12 protein-coding genes are annotated in these 14,898 nt (G+C 61.0%); 4 read left to right on the top strand and 8 right to left on the bottom strand.

Annotated features, from left to right (window positions below; genetic code table 11):
• The first annotated feature begins 13 nt into the window (after window positions 1-13).
• The 3 genes from GJU48_RS05315 (at window position 14) to GJU48_RS05305 (ending at window position 3,185) form a co-directional block, all read left to right on the top strand.
• Window positions 14-1,633 carry an FMN-binding glutamate synthase family protein gene (locus GJU48_RS05315; protein ID WP_094950922.1) on the top strand — a complete coding sequence of 540 codons (1,620 nt, stop codon included), beginning with the start codon at window positions 14-16 and terminating at the stop codon, window positions 1,631-1,633.
• Window positions 1,634-1,695: 62 nt separating this feature from the next.
• On the top strand, window positions 1,696-1,992 hold the full coding sequence (locus GJU48_RS05310; RefSeq protein WP_094950924.1) for a cupin domain-containing protein: 297 nt from the start codon (window positions 1,696-1,698) through the stop codon (window positions 1,990-1,992).
• 131 nt (window positions 1,993-2,123) lie between these two features.
• Window positions 2,124-3,185, top strand: coding sequence for an OpgC family protein (locus GJU48_RS05305; protein WP_155295940.1), 1,062 nt, complete (start codon window positions 2,124-2,126; stop codon window positions 3,183-3,185).
• A gap of 111 nt (window positions 3,186-3,296) precedes the next feature.
• On the opposite strand, the gene GJU48_RS05300 is transcribed toward GJU48_RS05305, so the two are convergent.
• Window positions 3,297-4,718, bottom strand: a complete 1,422-nt coding sequence (locus GJU48_RS05300; RefSeq protein WP_094950929.1) for an amino acid permease — start codon at window positions 4,716-4,718, stop codon at window positions 3,297-3,299.
• Window positions 4,719-5,134: 416 nt separating this feature from the next.
• On the opposite strand from GJU48_RS05300, the gene GJU48_RS05295 reads away from it, so the two are divergent.
• Window positions 5,135-8,257: a transglycosylase domain-containing protein gene (locus GJU48_RS05295; RefSeq protein ID WP_094950930.1), complete on the top strand. Its 3,123-nt coding sequence runs from the start codon at window positions 5,135-5,137 to the stop codon at window positions 8,255-8,257.
• On the opposite strand, the gene GJU48_RS05290 is transcribed toward GJU48_RS05295, so the two are convergent.
• From GJU48_RS05290 to GJU48_RS05260, 7 genes are all read right to left on the bottom strand, one after another.
• Window positions 8,166-8,993 (bottom strand): fimbrial protein, encoded by an 828-nt coding sequence (locus tag GJU48_RS05290; RefSeq protein ID WP_371923431.1) that lies wholly within the window; start codon window positions 8,991-8,993, stop codon window positions 8,166-8,168. The genes GJU48_RS05295 and GJU48_RS05290 overlap by 92 nt on opposite strands.
• A 355-nt stretch (window positions 8,994-9,348) precedes the next feature.
• On the bottom strand, window positions 9,349-9,897 hold the full coding sequence (locus tag GJU48_RS05285; RefSeq protein WP_094950937.1) for a fimbrial protein: 549 nt from the start codon (window positions 9,895-9,897) through the stop codon (window positions 9,349-9,351).
• 11 nt (window positions 9,898-9,908) lie between these two features.
• Window positions 9,909-10,388 (bottom strand): fimbrial protein, encoded by a 480-nt coding sequence (locus GJU48_RS05280; protein WP_094950938.1) that lies wholly within the window; start codon window positions 10,386-10,388, stop codon window positions 9,909-9,911.
• A 24-nt stretch (window positions 10,389-10,412) separates the two neighbouring features.
• Window positions 10,413-10,907 carry a fimbrial protein gene (locus tag GJU48_RS05275; protein WP_094950939.1) on the bottom strand — a complete coding sequence of 165 codons (495 nt, stop codon included), beginning with the start codon at window positions 10,905-10,907 and terminating at the stop codon, window positions 10,413-10,415.
• Between the two features lie 10 nt (window positions 10,908-10,917).
• A complete protein-coding gene (locus GJU48_RS05270) occupies window positions 10,918-11,490 on the bottom strand; it encodes a fimbrial protein (protein WP_094950940.1) in 573 nt (190 codons plus the stop codon).
• 21 nt (window positions 11,491-11,511) lie between these two features.
• Window positions 11,512-12,273, bottom strand: coding sequence for a fimbria/pilus periplasmic chaperone (locus tag GJU48_RS05265; RefSeq protein WP_094950941.1), 762 nt, complete (start codon window positions 12,271-12,273; stop codon window positions 11,512-11,514).
• The gene (locus GJU48_RS05260; protein ID WP_155295938.1) at window positions 12,270-14,897 is read right to left on the bottom strand and encodes an outer membrane usher protein; all 2,628 of its coding nucleotides are present in this window, start codon (window positions 14,895-14,897) and stop codon (window positions 12,270-12,272) included. Before GJU48_RS05260 ends, GJU48_RS05265 begins: the two co-directional genes overlap by 4 nt.
• Window position 14,898 lies beyond the last annotated feature (1 nt).

The following is a 14,898-nucleotide window of genomic DNA, read 5'->3' as shown; positions in this document are numbered from 1 at the left end:
CAAGGAAAACCGTATGAGCCTGTCGTTACTAAGCCGTTACGCCTTCTTTGCCGTGTGCGTCATTTTCACCCTGGTAAGCCTCCCTTTTATTGAACATGAATGGCTGTGGCCGATCACCATGGTCACCGGCATTCTCAGCCTGATCGGCCTGTTCGACCTGCTGCAAAGCCCCCACGCGGTGCGCCGCAACTACCCGATCCTGGGCAATATTCGTTACCTGGTGGAAGCCATACGCCCGGAAATCCGCCAGTACCTGCTGGAGTCCGACAGCGATGCACTGCCCTTCTCGCGCTCGCAGCGCTCGCTGGTTTACTCGCGCGCCAAGAACGAAACCGCCGACAAGCCGTTCGGCACCTTGATCGACGTCTACCAGTCGGGTTTTGAGTTTATCGGCCACTCCATGCGCCCCGCGCCGTTGAGCGACCCGAGCGCGTTTCGCGTAATGGTCGGCGGCCCGCAGTGCAAGCAGCCGTACTCGGCGTCAGTGTTCAATATCTCGGCGATGAGCTTCGGCTCGCTGAGCGCCAACGCGATTCGCGCGCTCAACCAAGGCGCCAAGCTCGGCAACTTTGCCCACGATACCGGCGAAGGCAGCATCAGCCCCTACCACCGTGAAAACGGCGGTGACCTGACCTGGGAACTGGGCAGCGGCTACTTTGGCTGCCGTACCAGCGACGGCCGTTTCGACCCGGAACGCTTTGCCGTGCAGGCGCAGAACCCGCAAGTGCGCATGATCGAAATCAAGATGAGCCAGGGCGCCAAGCCCGGCCATGGCGGGATCTTGCCCAAGCACAAAGTCACCAAGGAAATCGCCGAAACCCGCGGCATCATGATGGGCGAAGACTGCATCTCGCCGTCGCGTCACAGCGCGTTTTCCACGCCGATTGAAATGATGCAGTTCATCGCCCAACTGCGCGAACTGTCCGGCGGCAAACCCGTGGGCTTCAAGTTCTGCCTGGGCCACCCGTGGGAATTCATGGGCATTGCCAAGGCCATGCTCGAAACCGGCATCCTCCCGGACTTTATCGTGGTCGACGGCAAGGAAGGCGGCACCGGCGCCGCACCTGTGGAGTTCACCGACCATATCGGCGTACCGCTGCGTGAAGGCCTGCTGTTTGTGCACAACACCCTGGTCGGCCTGAACCTGCGCGACAAGATCAAGCTGGGCGCCAGCGGCAAGATCGTCAGCGCGTTCGATATCGCCAGCGTCCTGGCCATCGGCGCCGACTGGGCCAACTCCGCGCGCGGCTTCATGTTCGCCATCGGCTGCATTCAGTCGCAAAGCTGCCACACCAACAAATGCCCGACCGGCGTCGCCACTCAAGACCCGTTGCGCCAGCGCGCCCTGGTAGTGCCGGACAAAGCCCAGCGCGTGTTCAACTTCCACCGCAACACCCTCAAGGCCCTGGCGGAAATGCTCGCAGCGGCCGGCCTGGATCATCCGTCGCAGCTGTCGGCCAAGCACTTGGTGCGGCGTATGTCGGCGACTGAGATCAAGCTGTTCTCGCAGCTGCATGTGTTCCTCAAGCCGGGTGAATTGCTCACCGGTGAAGTCAGCGGCGAGTTCTATTCGCGCATGTGGCAGATGGCGCGGGCGGACAGTTTTGAGCCCAATGAAATCGCGGCGGCGTGAGGGCACCAHACCCATCTGCTGAACCGGACCACCGACGGCATCGTTGAAACCAGGAGATTCACATGCCGTTACTCGACTTCGCCGCCATCGCCGGGCAACTGCCCAGCAGTTGGACATCCACCCGCCTGGGCCAGGTAGGCCCGGCGCGGATCAAGGTGCTGCGCATGGATGAGCAGGCGTATGAGGAAGAAACCCATGATTACAACGAAGGGTTATTGGTGGTCAGCGGCCTGTTGCGCTTGAGCGTCGGCGCAGAGGAAATCCGTGTGGAAGCCGGCCAGATGTACCTCGTTGAAGCCGGTACCGCCCATGGTGTGCTTGCAGGCAGCTACGGCACGTTGGTGATCATTGATGTCTAGAGACATTCAGTAATACCCAGCTTTTGCAATTGCTTACAAATACCGCCACCCTGCGCCCGCCCGACGTTCGGCGTGCGAAAACCTTCCGTTCGCCGGTCATTACTAAACCATTTGTTCAAGAGCCCGCTGCCATGCTGAACGGACGCGACCCGCGCATCGATTTTTTTCGGGGCCTGGCGTTGATCTTCATTTTTTGGGACCACGTCCCCCACAATCCCCTCGGTTTGATCACCCTGCGAAACTTCGGCTTCAGCGATGCGGCGGAAGTCTTCGTGTTCCTCGCCGGGTTTGCCTCGGTGCTGGCCTACGGCAAAGTCATGCAACGCGAAGGCTACTGGATGGCCTGCCTGAAAATCCTGCGCCGCACCTGGGTGCTGTACGTGGTGCATATCTTCTTGCTGGCGCTGCTGATGGGCATCGTGTTTTATGCCAACAACCATGTGCAAACCCGCGACCTGGTGGCGGAGATGGGCCTGACGCACTTCATCACCCACCCACAGCAGGCGCTGACCGATGAGCTGCTGTTGCGCTTCAAACCCAACTTGATGGACCCCTTGCCGTTGTACATCGTGTTGCTGGCAGGCTTGTCGGTGGTGCTGCCACTGATGGTGCGCGCCACGTGGGCGGTGGTCGGCGTCTCGCTGGCGGTGTACCTGATGGCGCCGTGGATGGGCTGGAACCTGCGGGCCATCGCCGATGGCGTGTGGTACTTCAACCCCGTCACCTGGCAGTTGCTGTTTGTACTGGGCGGCGCTGCGGCGATCTACAGCCAGCGGCCAACCGTGCCCGACACGCGCCCCTTGCAACGCCAGCCGCTGTTTGTCGCGGCGGCGGTGTATGTGGTGGTCGCCGGGGTAATTACAGTGTCGTGGCTGTGGCCGCACCTGCATGACGCGGTAATGCCAGAGGTGCTCAGCAATTGGCTGTACCCCATCAGCAAAACCGACCTGTCACCGGTGCGCCTCATCCATTTCCTGGCGCTGGCCTATGTGACAGCCAAGCTCCTGCCCGGCCGGGAATGGACGCAAAACCGCCTGGCCGAACGGGTCTGTCAAATGGGCCGATATTCCCTGGAAGTGTTCTGCCTGGGCGTGGTGCTGGCGCCCCTGGCGGACATGCTCAATGCACTGGCGGATGACGCCGTGGCCATGCAATTGCTGACCGCCGTGGTCGGTGCGAAGCAGTCAGCCTAAAGAATGAATAACCGATGGGAGGGATAGATAAGTAGGCAAGCAGGGAGAAAGGCAATAACGCGGGGAGCCCGCGTTATTCTCAAGCGCATCCGAGCACTCTCGCTCAGTGGCTCATATCTGCCTGAGCGTCGCACCTTCGCCAGCCTGACTCGGCTGCAACTTGAACACGTAGAACAGCACCGTCAGCAACACCAGGAACACCGGGCCGACGTACAGCGCAATACGCGTTTGCGGGAAGTACGCCATCAGGCCCACCACCAGCACCAGGAACGCCAGCGCCAGGTAGGAGCTGACCGGGTACAGCCACATGCGGTACTTGAGGCCAGCCACCTCGGCTGGGCTCAGGCTTTTGCGGAATTTGAGCTGGGCCAGCAGGATCATCAGCCAGGTCCAGATCGCACCGAAGGTGGCGATGGAGGTGACCCACACAAAGACTTTTTCCGGAACCATGTAGTTGAGCAACACGCCCAGCAGCAGCACGAAAATCGACAGCAGCAGCGCCCGGCGCGGTACGCCGTTGCTTGAGGTCGTGCCGAACGTGGCCGGCGCCTGGCCATTCTGCGCCAGGCTGTAGAGCATGCGCCCGGTGCTGAAGATGCCGCCGTTGCAGGAGGACAGCGCCGCCGTGATCACCACGAAGTTGATGATGCCGGCGGCCGTCTTGATACCCAGGCGCTCGAAGGTCATCACGAACGGGCTGCCTTGGGTGCCGATTTCGTTCCATGGGTAGATCGACAGAATTACGAACAGCGCCCCCACGTAGAACAGCAGGATGCGCCAGAACACCGAGCCGATGGCACTGGGGATGGTCTTCTGCGGGTTCTTCGCTTCACCGGCGGTGAGGCCGATCATCTCGACGCCCAGATAGGCGAACATCACCATTTGCAGGGACATCAGCACACCGGTGACGCCATTGGGCATAAAGCCGCCGTGGGCCCACAGGTTGGAAATGCCCAGCGCCACGCCGTCATTGCCGAAGCCGAACGCGATGATGCCGACGCCGCCGATGACCATGGCAATGATCGTGACGATCTTGATCAGCGCGAACCAGAACTCGAATTCACCGAACGCCTTGACCGCGATCAGGTTGATGGTGCCCATGCTGACCAGGGCCGCCAAGGCCCAGATCCAGCGCGGCACGTCGGGGAACCACACGCCCATGTACACGGCGACGGCGGTGATTTCCGCCACGCAGGTCACCAGCCACAGGAACCAGTAGTTCCAACCGGTGAGAAAGCCCGCCAACGGGCCGAGGTAGTCCTGGGCGTAACGGCTGAACGAGCCGGCGACGGGGTTGTGCACCGCCATTTCGCCCAGGGCGCGCATGATCACCAGGATCGCCAGGCCGCCAATGATGTAGGACAACATGATCGCCGGGCCGGCCATTTCAATGGCCTTGGCCGAGCCCAGGAACAGGCCGACACCGATACAGGCGCCAAGGGCCATCAGGCGAATATGCCGTTCACCGAGTTCGCGTTTGAGCGGGCCGCCTTGAGCGGTCTCGCCATGGGGCAGTGGGTTGCCGACTGGCATAGGGGTACAACCTCATTTTGTTATTGGAGTGTCCGTCGAGTTTCCGGGGTGAAGGCCGGTAAGCCTGTGCCCTTATTGAAACGGGACCGCCTCATGGACGGGCCCTTCTTGCCAGGCAAGATCAGCGGGGCGTCAGTATAAAAAGCCCAGAGCAGGGTCTTTCACTATAAAAATTGGCCAATTTAGGGGAAGCGCCGGTCAAAATGCCATTTTACAGGAGCATCTTACCTGCATTGAGCGACAAAACGTCGCGCAGCACCACGCTGACAAATGGTTTGCCACTGCAAGCCCGCTCACCATAAGAACCACCGCTCACCATAAGAACCCGCGCACCACACACAAATCCCTCACAACCAGCCCTCAGCGACTACGCTTCAAGCAGGTCCGATCTATCTGCGTGAAGGGATCAATCGACTATGGGCGCACTCTGGCAAACCGAATCGAGCAAGGCTGCGAAACTACAAGGCAGTTCGGACCCAGCGCCCTTACCCAAAAATAAACCCAGGCCCCGCCATGGGCGGCGCCTGTTCTGGTTGATCGTGTTGATGGCACTGGTAGCGCTGGGGTTTGCCGCCGCCAAAGAGCTGCGCACCTCCCGCCTGCAAGCCCAGGAGCTCAGCCGCCTGGCCCGCAGCCTCACCTACCAGGTTGAGCCCGGCCCCAGCCAGGCCATGGTTTATCCGGGGGCCGGCCCCTTCGACCGGCGCCTGGGTTACAGCAACCTCGGCAGCTTCCTGCCGCGCCTGCTCAAGCGCGGTTATGTGATTGAGGCCCAGGCGCGCTTTTCGCCCACGTTGATGGACTACACCGCCAAGGGCCTGTTCGTGCCCTACGCAGAGAAGATCCAGGCCGGGCTGACCATCAGCGACTGCCGCGCCGTGCCGCTTTACCAGTACAACTACCCGCAACAGCTGTACGAAAGCTTCGCCGCAATCCCGCCCGTGGTGGTCAACAGCCTGCTGTTTATCGAAAACCGCGACCTGCTCGACCCCAGCCAGCCCCAGGCCAACCCCGCCGTCGACTGGCCGCGCTTTGCCAAGGCCGCGTGGTCACAAGTCGCCAAGGTGCTGCACCTGCCGGGCCAAAGTGCCGGCGGCAGCACCTTGGCCACCCAGCTGGAAAAATACCGCCACTCCCCGGACGGCCTGACCGTGTCGGGCGAGGAAAAACTGCGGCAGATGTTTTCCGCCGCTGTACGCGCCTATCGAGATGGGCCGCAGACCTTGCCGGCGCGGCAGAATATCCTGCGTGACTACCTCAACAGCGTGCCGCTGTCGGCGGTGCCCGGCCACGGCGAAGTGCATGGCCTGGCCGAGGGTTTGCGGGTGTGGTACGGCGCCGACTTCAACCACGTCAACCTGGCGCTGGTGGGCTCGGTAAACGCCGAACAAGGCCTGGCACTGCGCCAGGTGTTGTCGTTGATCATTGCCCAGCGCCGGCCTTCGCACTATCTGGCCAAGGGTCGCGAAGAGCTCGCCGAACTCACCGACAGCCACCTGCGCCTAATGGCGCAAAACAGTGTCATCACCCCTGCTCTGCTCCAAGCGGCACTGGCGGCCAAGGTCAGCTATCGCGACTGGTTGCAACAACCGACGCTGCAACCGGTGGAGACCAACAAAGGCATCAGCATGGCCCGCGCGCGCCTGGCCACCCTACTCGACCGGCCGCTGTATGACCTGGACCGCCTCGACCTTGCGGCGACCACCACCCTGCAAGCCCCGTTGCAGGGCCAAGTCAGCGAATACCTCAAGCACCTGGCCGACCCCGACTTTGCGCGCCAGGTCGGCCTGCTCGGCGAACGCCTGCTGAGCGAGGCCAACACCGCGCAAGTGCGCTACAGCTTCACCCTGTTCGAGCTGACCCCGGACGGCTCACGGGTGCGCGTGCAAACCGACAACACCGACCAACCCTTCGATATCAACGAAGGCAGCAAACTGGAACTGGGCTCCACCGCCAAGCTGCGGGTACTGACCACCTACCTGCAAATCATCACCGAACTGCACGATAAGTACGCCGCCCAAGCCCCCGCTGCGCTGAAAAAAATCACGGTCGACGACCAGGACCGCTTGAGCCGCTGGGCCCTTGATTACCTGATCCAGACCCCGGACAAATCCCTGGCAAAAATGCTCGAAGCCGCCCTTGATCGCACCTACTCGGCCAGCCCCGGCGAAAGCTTTTTCACCGGCGGCGGCCTGCATCACTTCCATAACTTTCGCAACGAAGACAACGGCCGCAGCCCCAGCTTGCGCGACGCCCTGCGCGAGTCGATCAACCTGCCGTTCATTCGCCTGATGCGTGATGTGGTGCGCTACACCACCTATTCCGGCGCCAATAACAGCGCCCAATTGCTCAAGGACGACAATGACCCGCGCCGCCAGGAATACCTCGCCGATTTTGCCGACCGCGAGGGCACGACCTTCCTGCGCAAGTTCTGGAAGAAGTACCAGAAAAAAGACACCCAGGCGCGCCTCGACACCTTTCTGGACGGCCTGCGTCCCACGCCAATGCGCCTGGCCGCCGTGCACCGCTATTTGTTGCCCAACGCTAACCAGGAAAGCTTCAACCTGTTCGTGCGCGCGCACCTGACCGGGGTGAAAACCAACGAGAAGCTCAGCGACGAACGCCTGCAAAAACTCTACACCGCGTATGGCCCCGGCACCTATGACCTGCCCGACCAAGGCTACATCGCCAAGGTTCACCCGCTGGACCTGTGGCTGATGGGCTACCTGCTCAACCACCCCGAGGCGACCTTCAGCGAAGTGGTCAAAGCCGGCCAGTTCGAGCGTCAGGAGGTCTACAGCTGGCTGTTCAAAAGCCGCCATCAGAGCGCGCGCGACAGTCGCATCCGGACCATGCTCGAAGTGGAAGCCTTCCTCGATATTCACCAGCGCTGGCAGGCGGTCGGTTACCCGTTTGACCACTTGGTGCCGTCACTGGCCACGGCCATCGGCAGCTCCGGCGATCGCCCGGCGGCGCTGGCGGAATTGATGGGGATCATCCTCAACGATGGCGTACGCGCCAAAGTGGTACGCATCGACAGCCTGCACTTTGCCGCCGATACGCCGTATGAAACCCGGGTGATCAACGACCCCGCCACCGGCAAACGAGTGTTGCCGATGGAAGTGGCGCAGGCGCTGCGCGGGGCCTTGTCCCAAGTGGTGGACGCCGGCACGGCCAAACGCGTGGCCGGCAGCTTCAAGCTGGATGACGGCACACCGCTGGCCATGGGCGGCAAGACCGGCACCGGCGACAACCGCATCGAAGCCATCGGCGCCGGGGGGCGGGTGCTCAGTTCCAAGGCGATCAACCGCACCGCCACCTTTGTGTTCTATATCGGCGAGCGCCACTTTGGCACCCTCACCGCGTTTGTTCCGGGCAGCTCGGCGCAAGGCTTCAAGTTCACCTCGGCGCTGCCCGTGCAGGTGCTCAAAGGCATGGCGCCGATTCTTATGCCGTACTTGAAGCCGGGGAGCCAAACGCTGTGCCTGCCGGTAGAGGGCCCGCACGGAAAAACAGCCGCCGGGCAAAAGGCCGGGTAATCGTTGCCCGGTCAATGTCCAGGGTCTGGCGCACACGCCCGGTTTGGCCGGTGCGCATACGGGCGAACGCCTCGGCCTCGACCCGGGCTTGGGCCTGGCGCCCCACCTCCGCACTGATGGCGCCAGGCGTCGGCAAGGACCCCGCTCGCCGAACCAGAGAAAACGTCACATCGTCCCCACCCACACTGTTGGTGATGCGCGTCAGGAACGAGCCGCCGACTTGAACGGCACTGCCCCCACGGACCATGGCCGTGCCCACGTCAGCATTGGTCATCCGCAGTAGGCGGTTGTCGAACGACGATGGGGTGCCTTTGTAAGTGATGGTGATCGGCGTAGTAATCCCGCCGTCCGGGCAGGCATAGGTAAGCCTGCGGTCGCTGCGGATGGAGGTTGTCAGCGGATCGCTGCCGATGGCTCGCTGGTGTACGTCACCGAAGTTGATCTCGATGGGGTTGTTGTTATTGATCGTGCAGGTTGATGGCGAGACGGTGAAGTTGTTGGCGGCAGTGTACGTCACCGTAAGATCCGCCGAGGCTCCGTTGTAGTTGTTGGTGGCGGTGAGGCGCAACAGCCCGAGGGTGTCGCCGATTCGAACATCGATCGGAGTGGACGGATTGTTACGCATCAGAATATAGGGCGTGATATTGATCGGGTAAGCGGCCCCATTGTTGGGAATCGTGACCACCCGTATACCCGTCTGAACCGGGGTGTTGAGGAAAGCACCATTGATTCGCAAACCGGTCCTTTCGCTGCCAAATTTTGGCCCGGCCGTCCAAGGGGCGCCTGCGCGACTCCCCGTCGCCCAATAGTCCTGGCCCCCAACGGGGCCCTGGTTAAGGCTGTATCGACATTCCAGCCTTGCCCCTTCCAGCATGATCCGAGTGCGATCTGCGGTCAGGGTAACCGTGACAGGCACCCGCTGGTTGGGATTGCCCGTCTCCCAGGGGCCGCCATTAACTCGACAATCAACACCAGAAGCACAGTGGCTCCATAGAGTCGTTTCATTTTGATCTCTCGTTGCTCACCCACCCAGACACCGCCCCACGAACATTCGGTTCGTGCCTTGAGGCTGCCCAGAAGAGAGTTGAGGTTTAGGGATAGTCCAGCGTAAAAGTAGAAGTCACCGTGAACGTCCCATGCCCGATGGTTTCATCCCGGATGGCCTGCGGCTCACCCTGCACATAAGCCTTGAGGTCGATCACATTGTTGCCGTCAATCAATACCTGTTCGTCACTGACGGCATTCAAGGGCAACGGCTTGTTGGCGACGGTCTCCAGGCCCACGCCAATGCCTGAGGCGCCACTGCCACCATCGAGCGCGAACAAGCCGGGCAGCGCGGTGTTTTCCGTGCCGCCAAAGAGGATGGTGACCGTCTTGCCGATGGTGGTGTCGCAGTCCTCCAGGTGCAGCTTGAAACCCTTACCTTGCGTGCGCGTGTTGATGTAGAGGTGCTTGCTGGTCACGTCCCACAGTTCCAGCGTGATGGCTTCGTCGCCCGGCCGGATAGTGCAGGCCTCTTCCACCAGGTTGCCCTTGAAACTCAGATTGTCCGCTGCTTGCCCCTGGGGGGTCAGGCCAACGCTGAGCAGTACGGCCAGCCCGACGCGTGGCCACCCCTTATGAACCCATTGATATCGCATAGATGTGACTCCTACTCGTATTCCGCCAGCAGCGTGGCCACCGCTGTAAACCTTGCGGGGGTCAGGTTTGCACCGGGTTGTTTGACGGGGACGGCTTCCAATACCGGCGGTGACGACACGGTGATATCCAGTGGCGTATTGAGTAAAAACGGCACGTTGTTCTGAAACAGCCGAATGCCCAGCGCAGGCACGCTGCTCTGCACCGCTGCGCCGTCAAACGTCGTGGCGGTACCGTTGACACTCAACTTCAGTTCCCACGGCAGCGTGGCGGCGCTACAGTTGATGGTGTAGGCAACCGCCCTGCGGTATCGCTCACCGTCGACACGCTTGACCCCCACATCGCCAAAATCCACTTCAATCGTGTTGCCCGCATCAATCGTGCACGGCGGGGGCTCGTTCAACGTACCGCTGAACGTCAGGTTGGCCGACGCACCGCTGCAAAGGCCGATGGAACACAAGGCGAGCAACGCTCGCTGCTGCCAACAGGTCATGGGTCATCTTCATGGTAATCGACTTCATTGGTAATCGACCACAAGGGTGGCGGCGGCATCAAAAGCCCCGCCCGTCAGCGTGCTGCCAGCCCGCTTGACGGGCACCGCCTGCACGGTTGGGAAGTTTGGGTGAGTAAAATTCACCGCAGTGTTCAGCGGCCAATCGGCACCGTTCACGAACAGCTTCACCCCAAGGTCCGGCTTGCGCGTCAACAGCACGTTGCGGTCAAACGAAGCCGCTGTGCCCTTGAGTTCCAGGGTCATCGCGTTGTTGAAGGGCGAATCACAGACGACGGTGTAAGGCACCGCTCGACGGTAATTGACCCCGTCAATCCGTGACGTCAGCAGGTCATTGCCAAACGGCACATCCAGCGTACCGCCGCTGTTAATGACACACGGCGGAGCCGCGATGATGACCGCGCGGATGGTCAGGTTGGTGTCGGCCTGCACACCTTGGCTGGCCGCCCACAGCAGGCCGCCCGCGACAAGAATGGCCCACGAGCCGGTTGACTTAGCCATTGTTCTGCCCTCACTCATAATTGAGCCTGAAATCCACCACGGTCCGAAATGCCCCGCTGGTCAACGGCGCGGAGGTGCGCGTGGGTTGGACATTCCAGGTCTGGGTGCTGCCGCCCAAGGGCAAAAACAGCGGTTGGCCCCTTGAGCCCAGCTGTACATCCCGGCCTAGGGAATCGGTCAAGCGCAGGCCCATCCCGGTGATGCCTTGCACTTTGACCAGCCGTGAGTCATCGGCATCGGCGGGCGCAAAAAACATCACCGACACCACGGGTTGATGGGCACTCCACGTCAGGTTCCCCGTGCGTTCATTACGGATGCCGCCCGCGCTGCGTTGGCAATCGGCAAACCGCAGTTGAAAGACCACCGTTGCGGCCTGATCACCGGGCCGCTGCAGGCGGCTGGTTGATAGAGCGCCCAGGTCAATCGTTTGATGCTGCGAGGTCATCTCCAGGCTGCACGGCATTTCGTGCATGGACCCGCTCACGTTGAGCATTCCATTCATGCCTTCGACATCCTCGGCGTAGGCGCGCCCTGCCAAGGCCAGTAACACACCGCCCAAGAGCTTCACGTTATGCGACTTCATGATTTTCTCCGGCAGCAGGCGCTACTCATTAGGCGCGGATACTTGCGTGTTCACCGTGCACGTACTGTCGGTGCAGGTGAAGGCCATCAACGGGCGTCCGCCGTAGTCATTCACGTAGGCCAGATAAGGTTTGGCGCCGAGAGCCTTGGCCGTTGGGCCCATGGGCAGCGAGCCTTTGGGCGGGATCATCAGCGGCTCAAAGCCGGCCACGGTCTTGCCGTCCTTGGTGCTGCGCGCATCCACCAGGGTCACGTAGTAAGGCGTCGGGTTGTTCACCTGATAACGCTCGCCTTGCAGGGTGAGGGTCAGCTTTTCTTGCCACGGGTTGGACAAGTCTTGCTGGCTGGGCGTAATAGCTTGCGGGCGGTAGAACAACTTGATGCGGGTTTGCAGCGCAATCTGCAGGGTATTGGCCTTATCGCTGCGTGGCGGAATTTCCCTCAGGTTGAAGTAGAAGACCGTCTCTCGGTCCTGCGGTAGCGATTTGGCGGCCGGCAGCGCCTGCACTTTCACCTGGCTTTGTTTGCCCGGCTCCAAGCGTTGCACCGGTGGCAGCACGATCAAGGGTGAGGTAATTTTTTTACCCGCTTCATCCTCAATCCAGCCCTGAGCCAGATACGGCAACTGGGTGTTGTTGTTGGTGATGTTCACGCTGGTGGCGTCTTTGCCACCGTCAAAAATCACCCGGGTGCGGTCCAGGCCAACGGCGGCGTAAGCGCCCTGGCTCAAGCCTAGAACCAGCAGCGCAAAAGCCTGTGCGGTAAGGCGTGTGTTGAGCATCATGAGGATGTGTTCTCCGTGTCGATAGAGTTGCCAGTCAGCGCGGCTGGTTGGGGCAAGGTGGGTTCGGGCAAGGACGGCTCAGCAACGACTCTTTGGCAGTGCAGTTGCAAGGCGTCGGTCAAGCCATCAGCGGGCAAAATGACCGGAAGCGTGAGCCTGCATTGCTCGGCACCGCCCCAACTGACAACCATCTGATCGCCGGCCTGAATGCCGCTGAGGTAGACGTTGCCGCCGTCATTCACAATCCCGGTGTCCTGCTGCTTCAGGTTTTTCACCGTGGCGCCGAAGGGTGGTGAACTGCCATCGCTCAGGCGCAGAACCGCCATGGCCTTCGCACCGGAAATCACCTCCAGCGAGCGGTAACCAATAGCCCCTTCAGTGAGAGTCAGTTGAGTGACGGATTGCGTGGCTTCGACGTTGCTCGGCAGGCTCGCCAAATCAACACTGGCCGCCGTGCGTTGATAGCTGCTGACATCGGCAATGACGGCCTTGCCGAAGGCGTTACTGCGGGTCGGTGTGCCGTAACCGCGCACCGGTACATCGGCCACACCTGCGGTGTCGACCATCAGGCGGGTGCCGCCGGTACTGGTGGAACGATGCAACGCGCCCCCGTCAGCCGTGAGCGTGCCGCCGCCGCGAGCCGACATACTCAGGCTGCTGTAATTGCCTTCTTGCTGGCTGACGCTGAGATTGACGTCGGCCTGTTCGCCAACATGGCTCAGATAACCACTGGCGGAGTTGTTGGCGGCTGTGAGTTGGTAGCTGTTGCGCTCATCGATTCGATCGCTGTAGCGCGTTGAAAAACGGTTAGTGCCTGCGCCTCGGTTGGCATCCAGCGACAGTGTGCCGGTAGGCCCCAACGGCAGGCTGACCGTCAGCGACACGCCGTTGTCCTTGTAGTTGTAATCCCGGGTGCGGTACGTGTTCAGGGACAGGCTCATGTTTTTGACCGTGCCCAGATTGAAGTAGCGCGACACCGACAGGTTCCAGCGATGAGTGTCCGGCCGATCCCAATACGTCTGCTTGTTGTAACTGGCGTAGACGGTGGCGCCCAGGTCACGAAACTGCTTGTTGACCGTCACCGTATACTGCGCCTTGCTGCCGCCAATCGGCCTCCAGTTCTCGATGTAGTTACCGTACTGGTCGTACACGCCCTCCCCACGGCGTTCACCGTTCATCCCGTAATGCCGGGCGTCCAGGTACTCACTCATACTCAAGTAGTTTTTTTCGGAGAACCGGTAACCGGCGAAGGTCACTTGGCTGTCGTACTCTTCAAAGTTCTTGGAGTATTGAAGGCGGTAGGATTTACCCGACAGCGTCTGGTTCCACACCTCGGCGCGGGACTGTGTGGCATCCAACGAAATGGCCCCGAACGCCAACAAGTCTCGACCCACCCCAACGGAAAGCGCTCGATAGTTGTTATCGGTGATGCCCCCGCCAAACAGCGACCAGCCATTACTCACGCCCCAGGAGAATTCACCCGTGCCGAAAAAGTCGCCCTCGGCGCCGTACTGGAGATTGGACGGCCGCCCCGTCGCCAGTTTGTAGCGAACGCGACCCGGGCGTGTCAGGTAGGGAACACCGGCCGTATCGACCTGAGAGGTGTGCACCGAACCATCCTGCTCTTCCACCCGCACATCCAGCCTGCCGCTGACGGCGTCATTGAGGTCTTGAATGCGAAAAGGGCCTGCTGCCACCAGGGTTTCATACAACACACGTCCCTGTTGGCTGATAACGACCTTGGCATTGGTCTTGGCCACGCCGACCACTTCCGGGGCGTAGCCGCGCAGGTTAGGTGGCAGCTGGCTTTCATCCGAATTGAGCGCGGCACCGGTAAAGCGGAAGCTGTCGAACAGGTCCGAATACAGGTAATCCTCGCCCACCACCAAGCGCGCTTTGAGCGCTGGAATGGCGCGATAAGCGTAGTAGCGACTCCACTCCAGCCGTTGCGGCCTAGACCCGCCATCGCGTGTTTTTTCGACACGCCCCTGCCAATCGGCACGCAGGCGCCAAGCCCCGGCATTGGCGCCAATTGTGCCGTTACCTGAGAGATTATTACGGTTGCCGTTGTCCCTGCGGTAGCTGGTCAGCGCCGTCAGGTTGTAGTCAACCAACAGCCCCGGCACGCCTTCATCCCAACGCGAGGGCGGGTCCCAATTAATGTCGCTGTATTCAAGGTAGGCTTGGGGCAGGCTGATGCTCAGTGTGGAGGTGGCCAGGTCGCCACTGACCTCCATGCCCGGCAAGCCTTCTGTGTCCAGGCACTCCCCGCCTTTCCACCACGTCAGTTTGTCTGCGTCGGACTCTTTAAGCCCCAACTGCTGCACGAGCGCGGGCGATATACAGGCCTGACTGCCTTTGGGATCATTATCGGGAGGGTAGAACGCCACCGACTGCTCAGAGAGCGCCTGTGAATTAATCTGCACCACCATCGAGTAAGTACCCGGCAGAATAAAACCACTGCGCGCGAACTGGGACAAGTCAATATTGGAGCGATCACTCAGATCAAGAACGTCGGTATTAAACTCGATATCCCCGGCACCCAATGCCGTTCCCGCCAGTGATATCAACCCGCCAAACAAGCTTGGGCGCAGCGTATTTTTAACTTTCGACGTATTCAACATG

Origin of the sequence: Pseudomonas sp. IB20 (assembly GCF_009707325.1) — a bacterium.
GTDB lineage: Bacteria > Pseudomonadota > Gammaproteobacteria > Pseudomonadales > Pseudomonadaceae > Aquipseudomonas.
Note: the sequence above shows the minus strand (reverse complement) of the source record. Positions and strands in the feature narration are given on the sequence as shown.

Coding starts and splice junctions, on each gene's coding strand:
- GJU48_RS05285 (WP_094950937.1), bottom strand. CDS start 9,897: ATGCGATATCAATGGGTTCATAAGGGGTGGCCACGCGTCGGGCTGGCC.
- GJU48_RS05300 (WP_094950929.1), bottom strand. CDS start 4,718: ATGCCAGTCGGCAACCCACTGCCCCATGGCGAGACCGCTCAAGGCGGC.
- GJU48_RS05295 (WP_094950930.1), top strand. CDS start 5,135: ATGGGCGCACTCTGGCAAACCGAATCGAGCAAGGCTGCGAAACTACAA.
- GJU48_RS05280 (WP_094950938.1), bottom strand. CDS start 10,388: ATGACCTGTTGGCAGCAGCGAGCGTTGCTCGCCTTGTGTTCCATCGGC.
- GJU48_RS05270 (WP_094950940.1), bottom strand. CDS start 11,490: ATGAAGTCGCATAACGTGAAGCTCTTGGGCGGTGTGTTACTGGCCTTG.
- GJU48_RS05265 (WP_094950941.1), bottom strand. CDS start 12,273: ATGATGCTCAACACACGCCTTACCGCACAGGCTTTTGCGCTGCTGGTT.
- GJU48_RS05315 (WP_094950922.1), top strand. CDS start 14: ATGAGCCTGTCGTTACTAAGCCGTTACGCCTTCTTTGCCGTGTGCGTC.
- GJU48_RS05305 (WP_155295940.1), top strand. CDS start 2,124: ATGCTGAACGGACGCGACCCGCGCATCGATTTTTTTCGGGGCCTGGCG.
- GJU48_RS05310 (WP_094950924.1), top strand. CDS start 1,696: ATGCCGTTACTCGACTTCGCCGCCATCGCCGGGCAACTGCCCAGCAGT.
- GJU48_RS05275 (WP_094950939.1), bottom strand. CDS start 10,907: ATGGCTAAGTCAACCGGCTCGTGGGCCATTCTTGTCGCGGGCGGCCTG.
- GJU48_RS05260 (WP_155295938.1), bottom strand. CDS start 14,897: ATGTTGAATACGTCGAAAGTTAAAAATACGCTGCGCCCAAGCTTGTTT.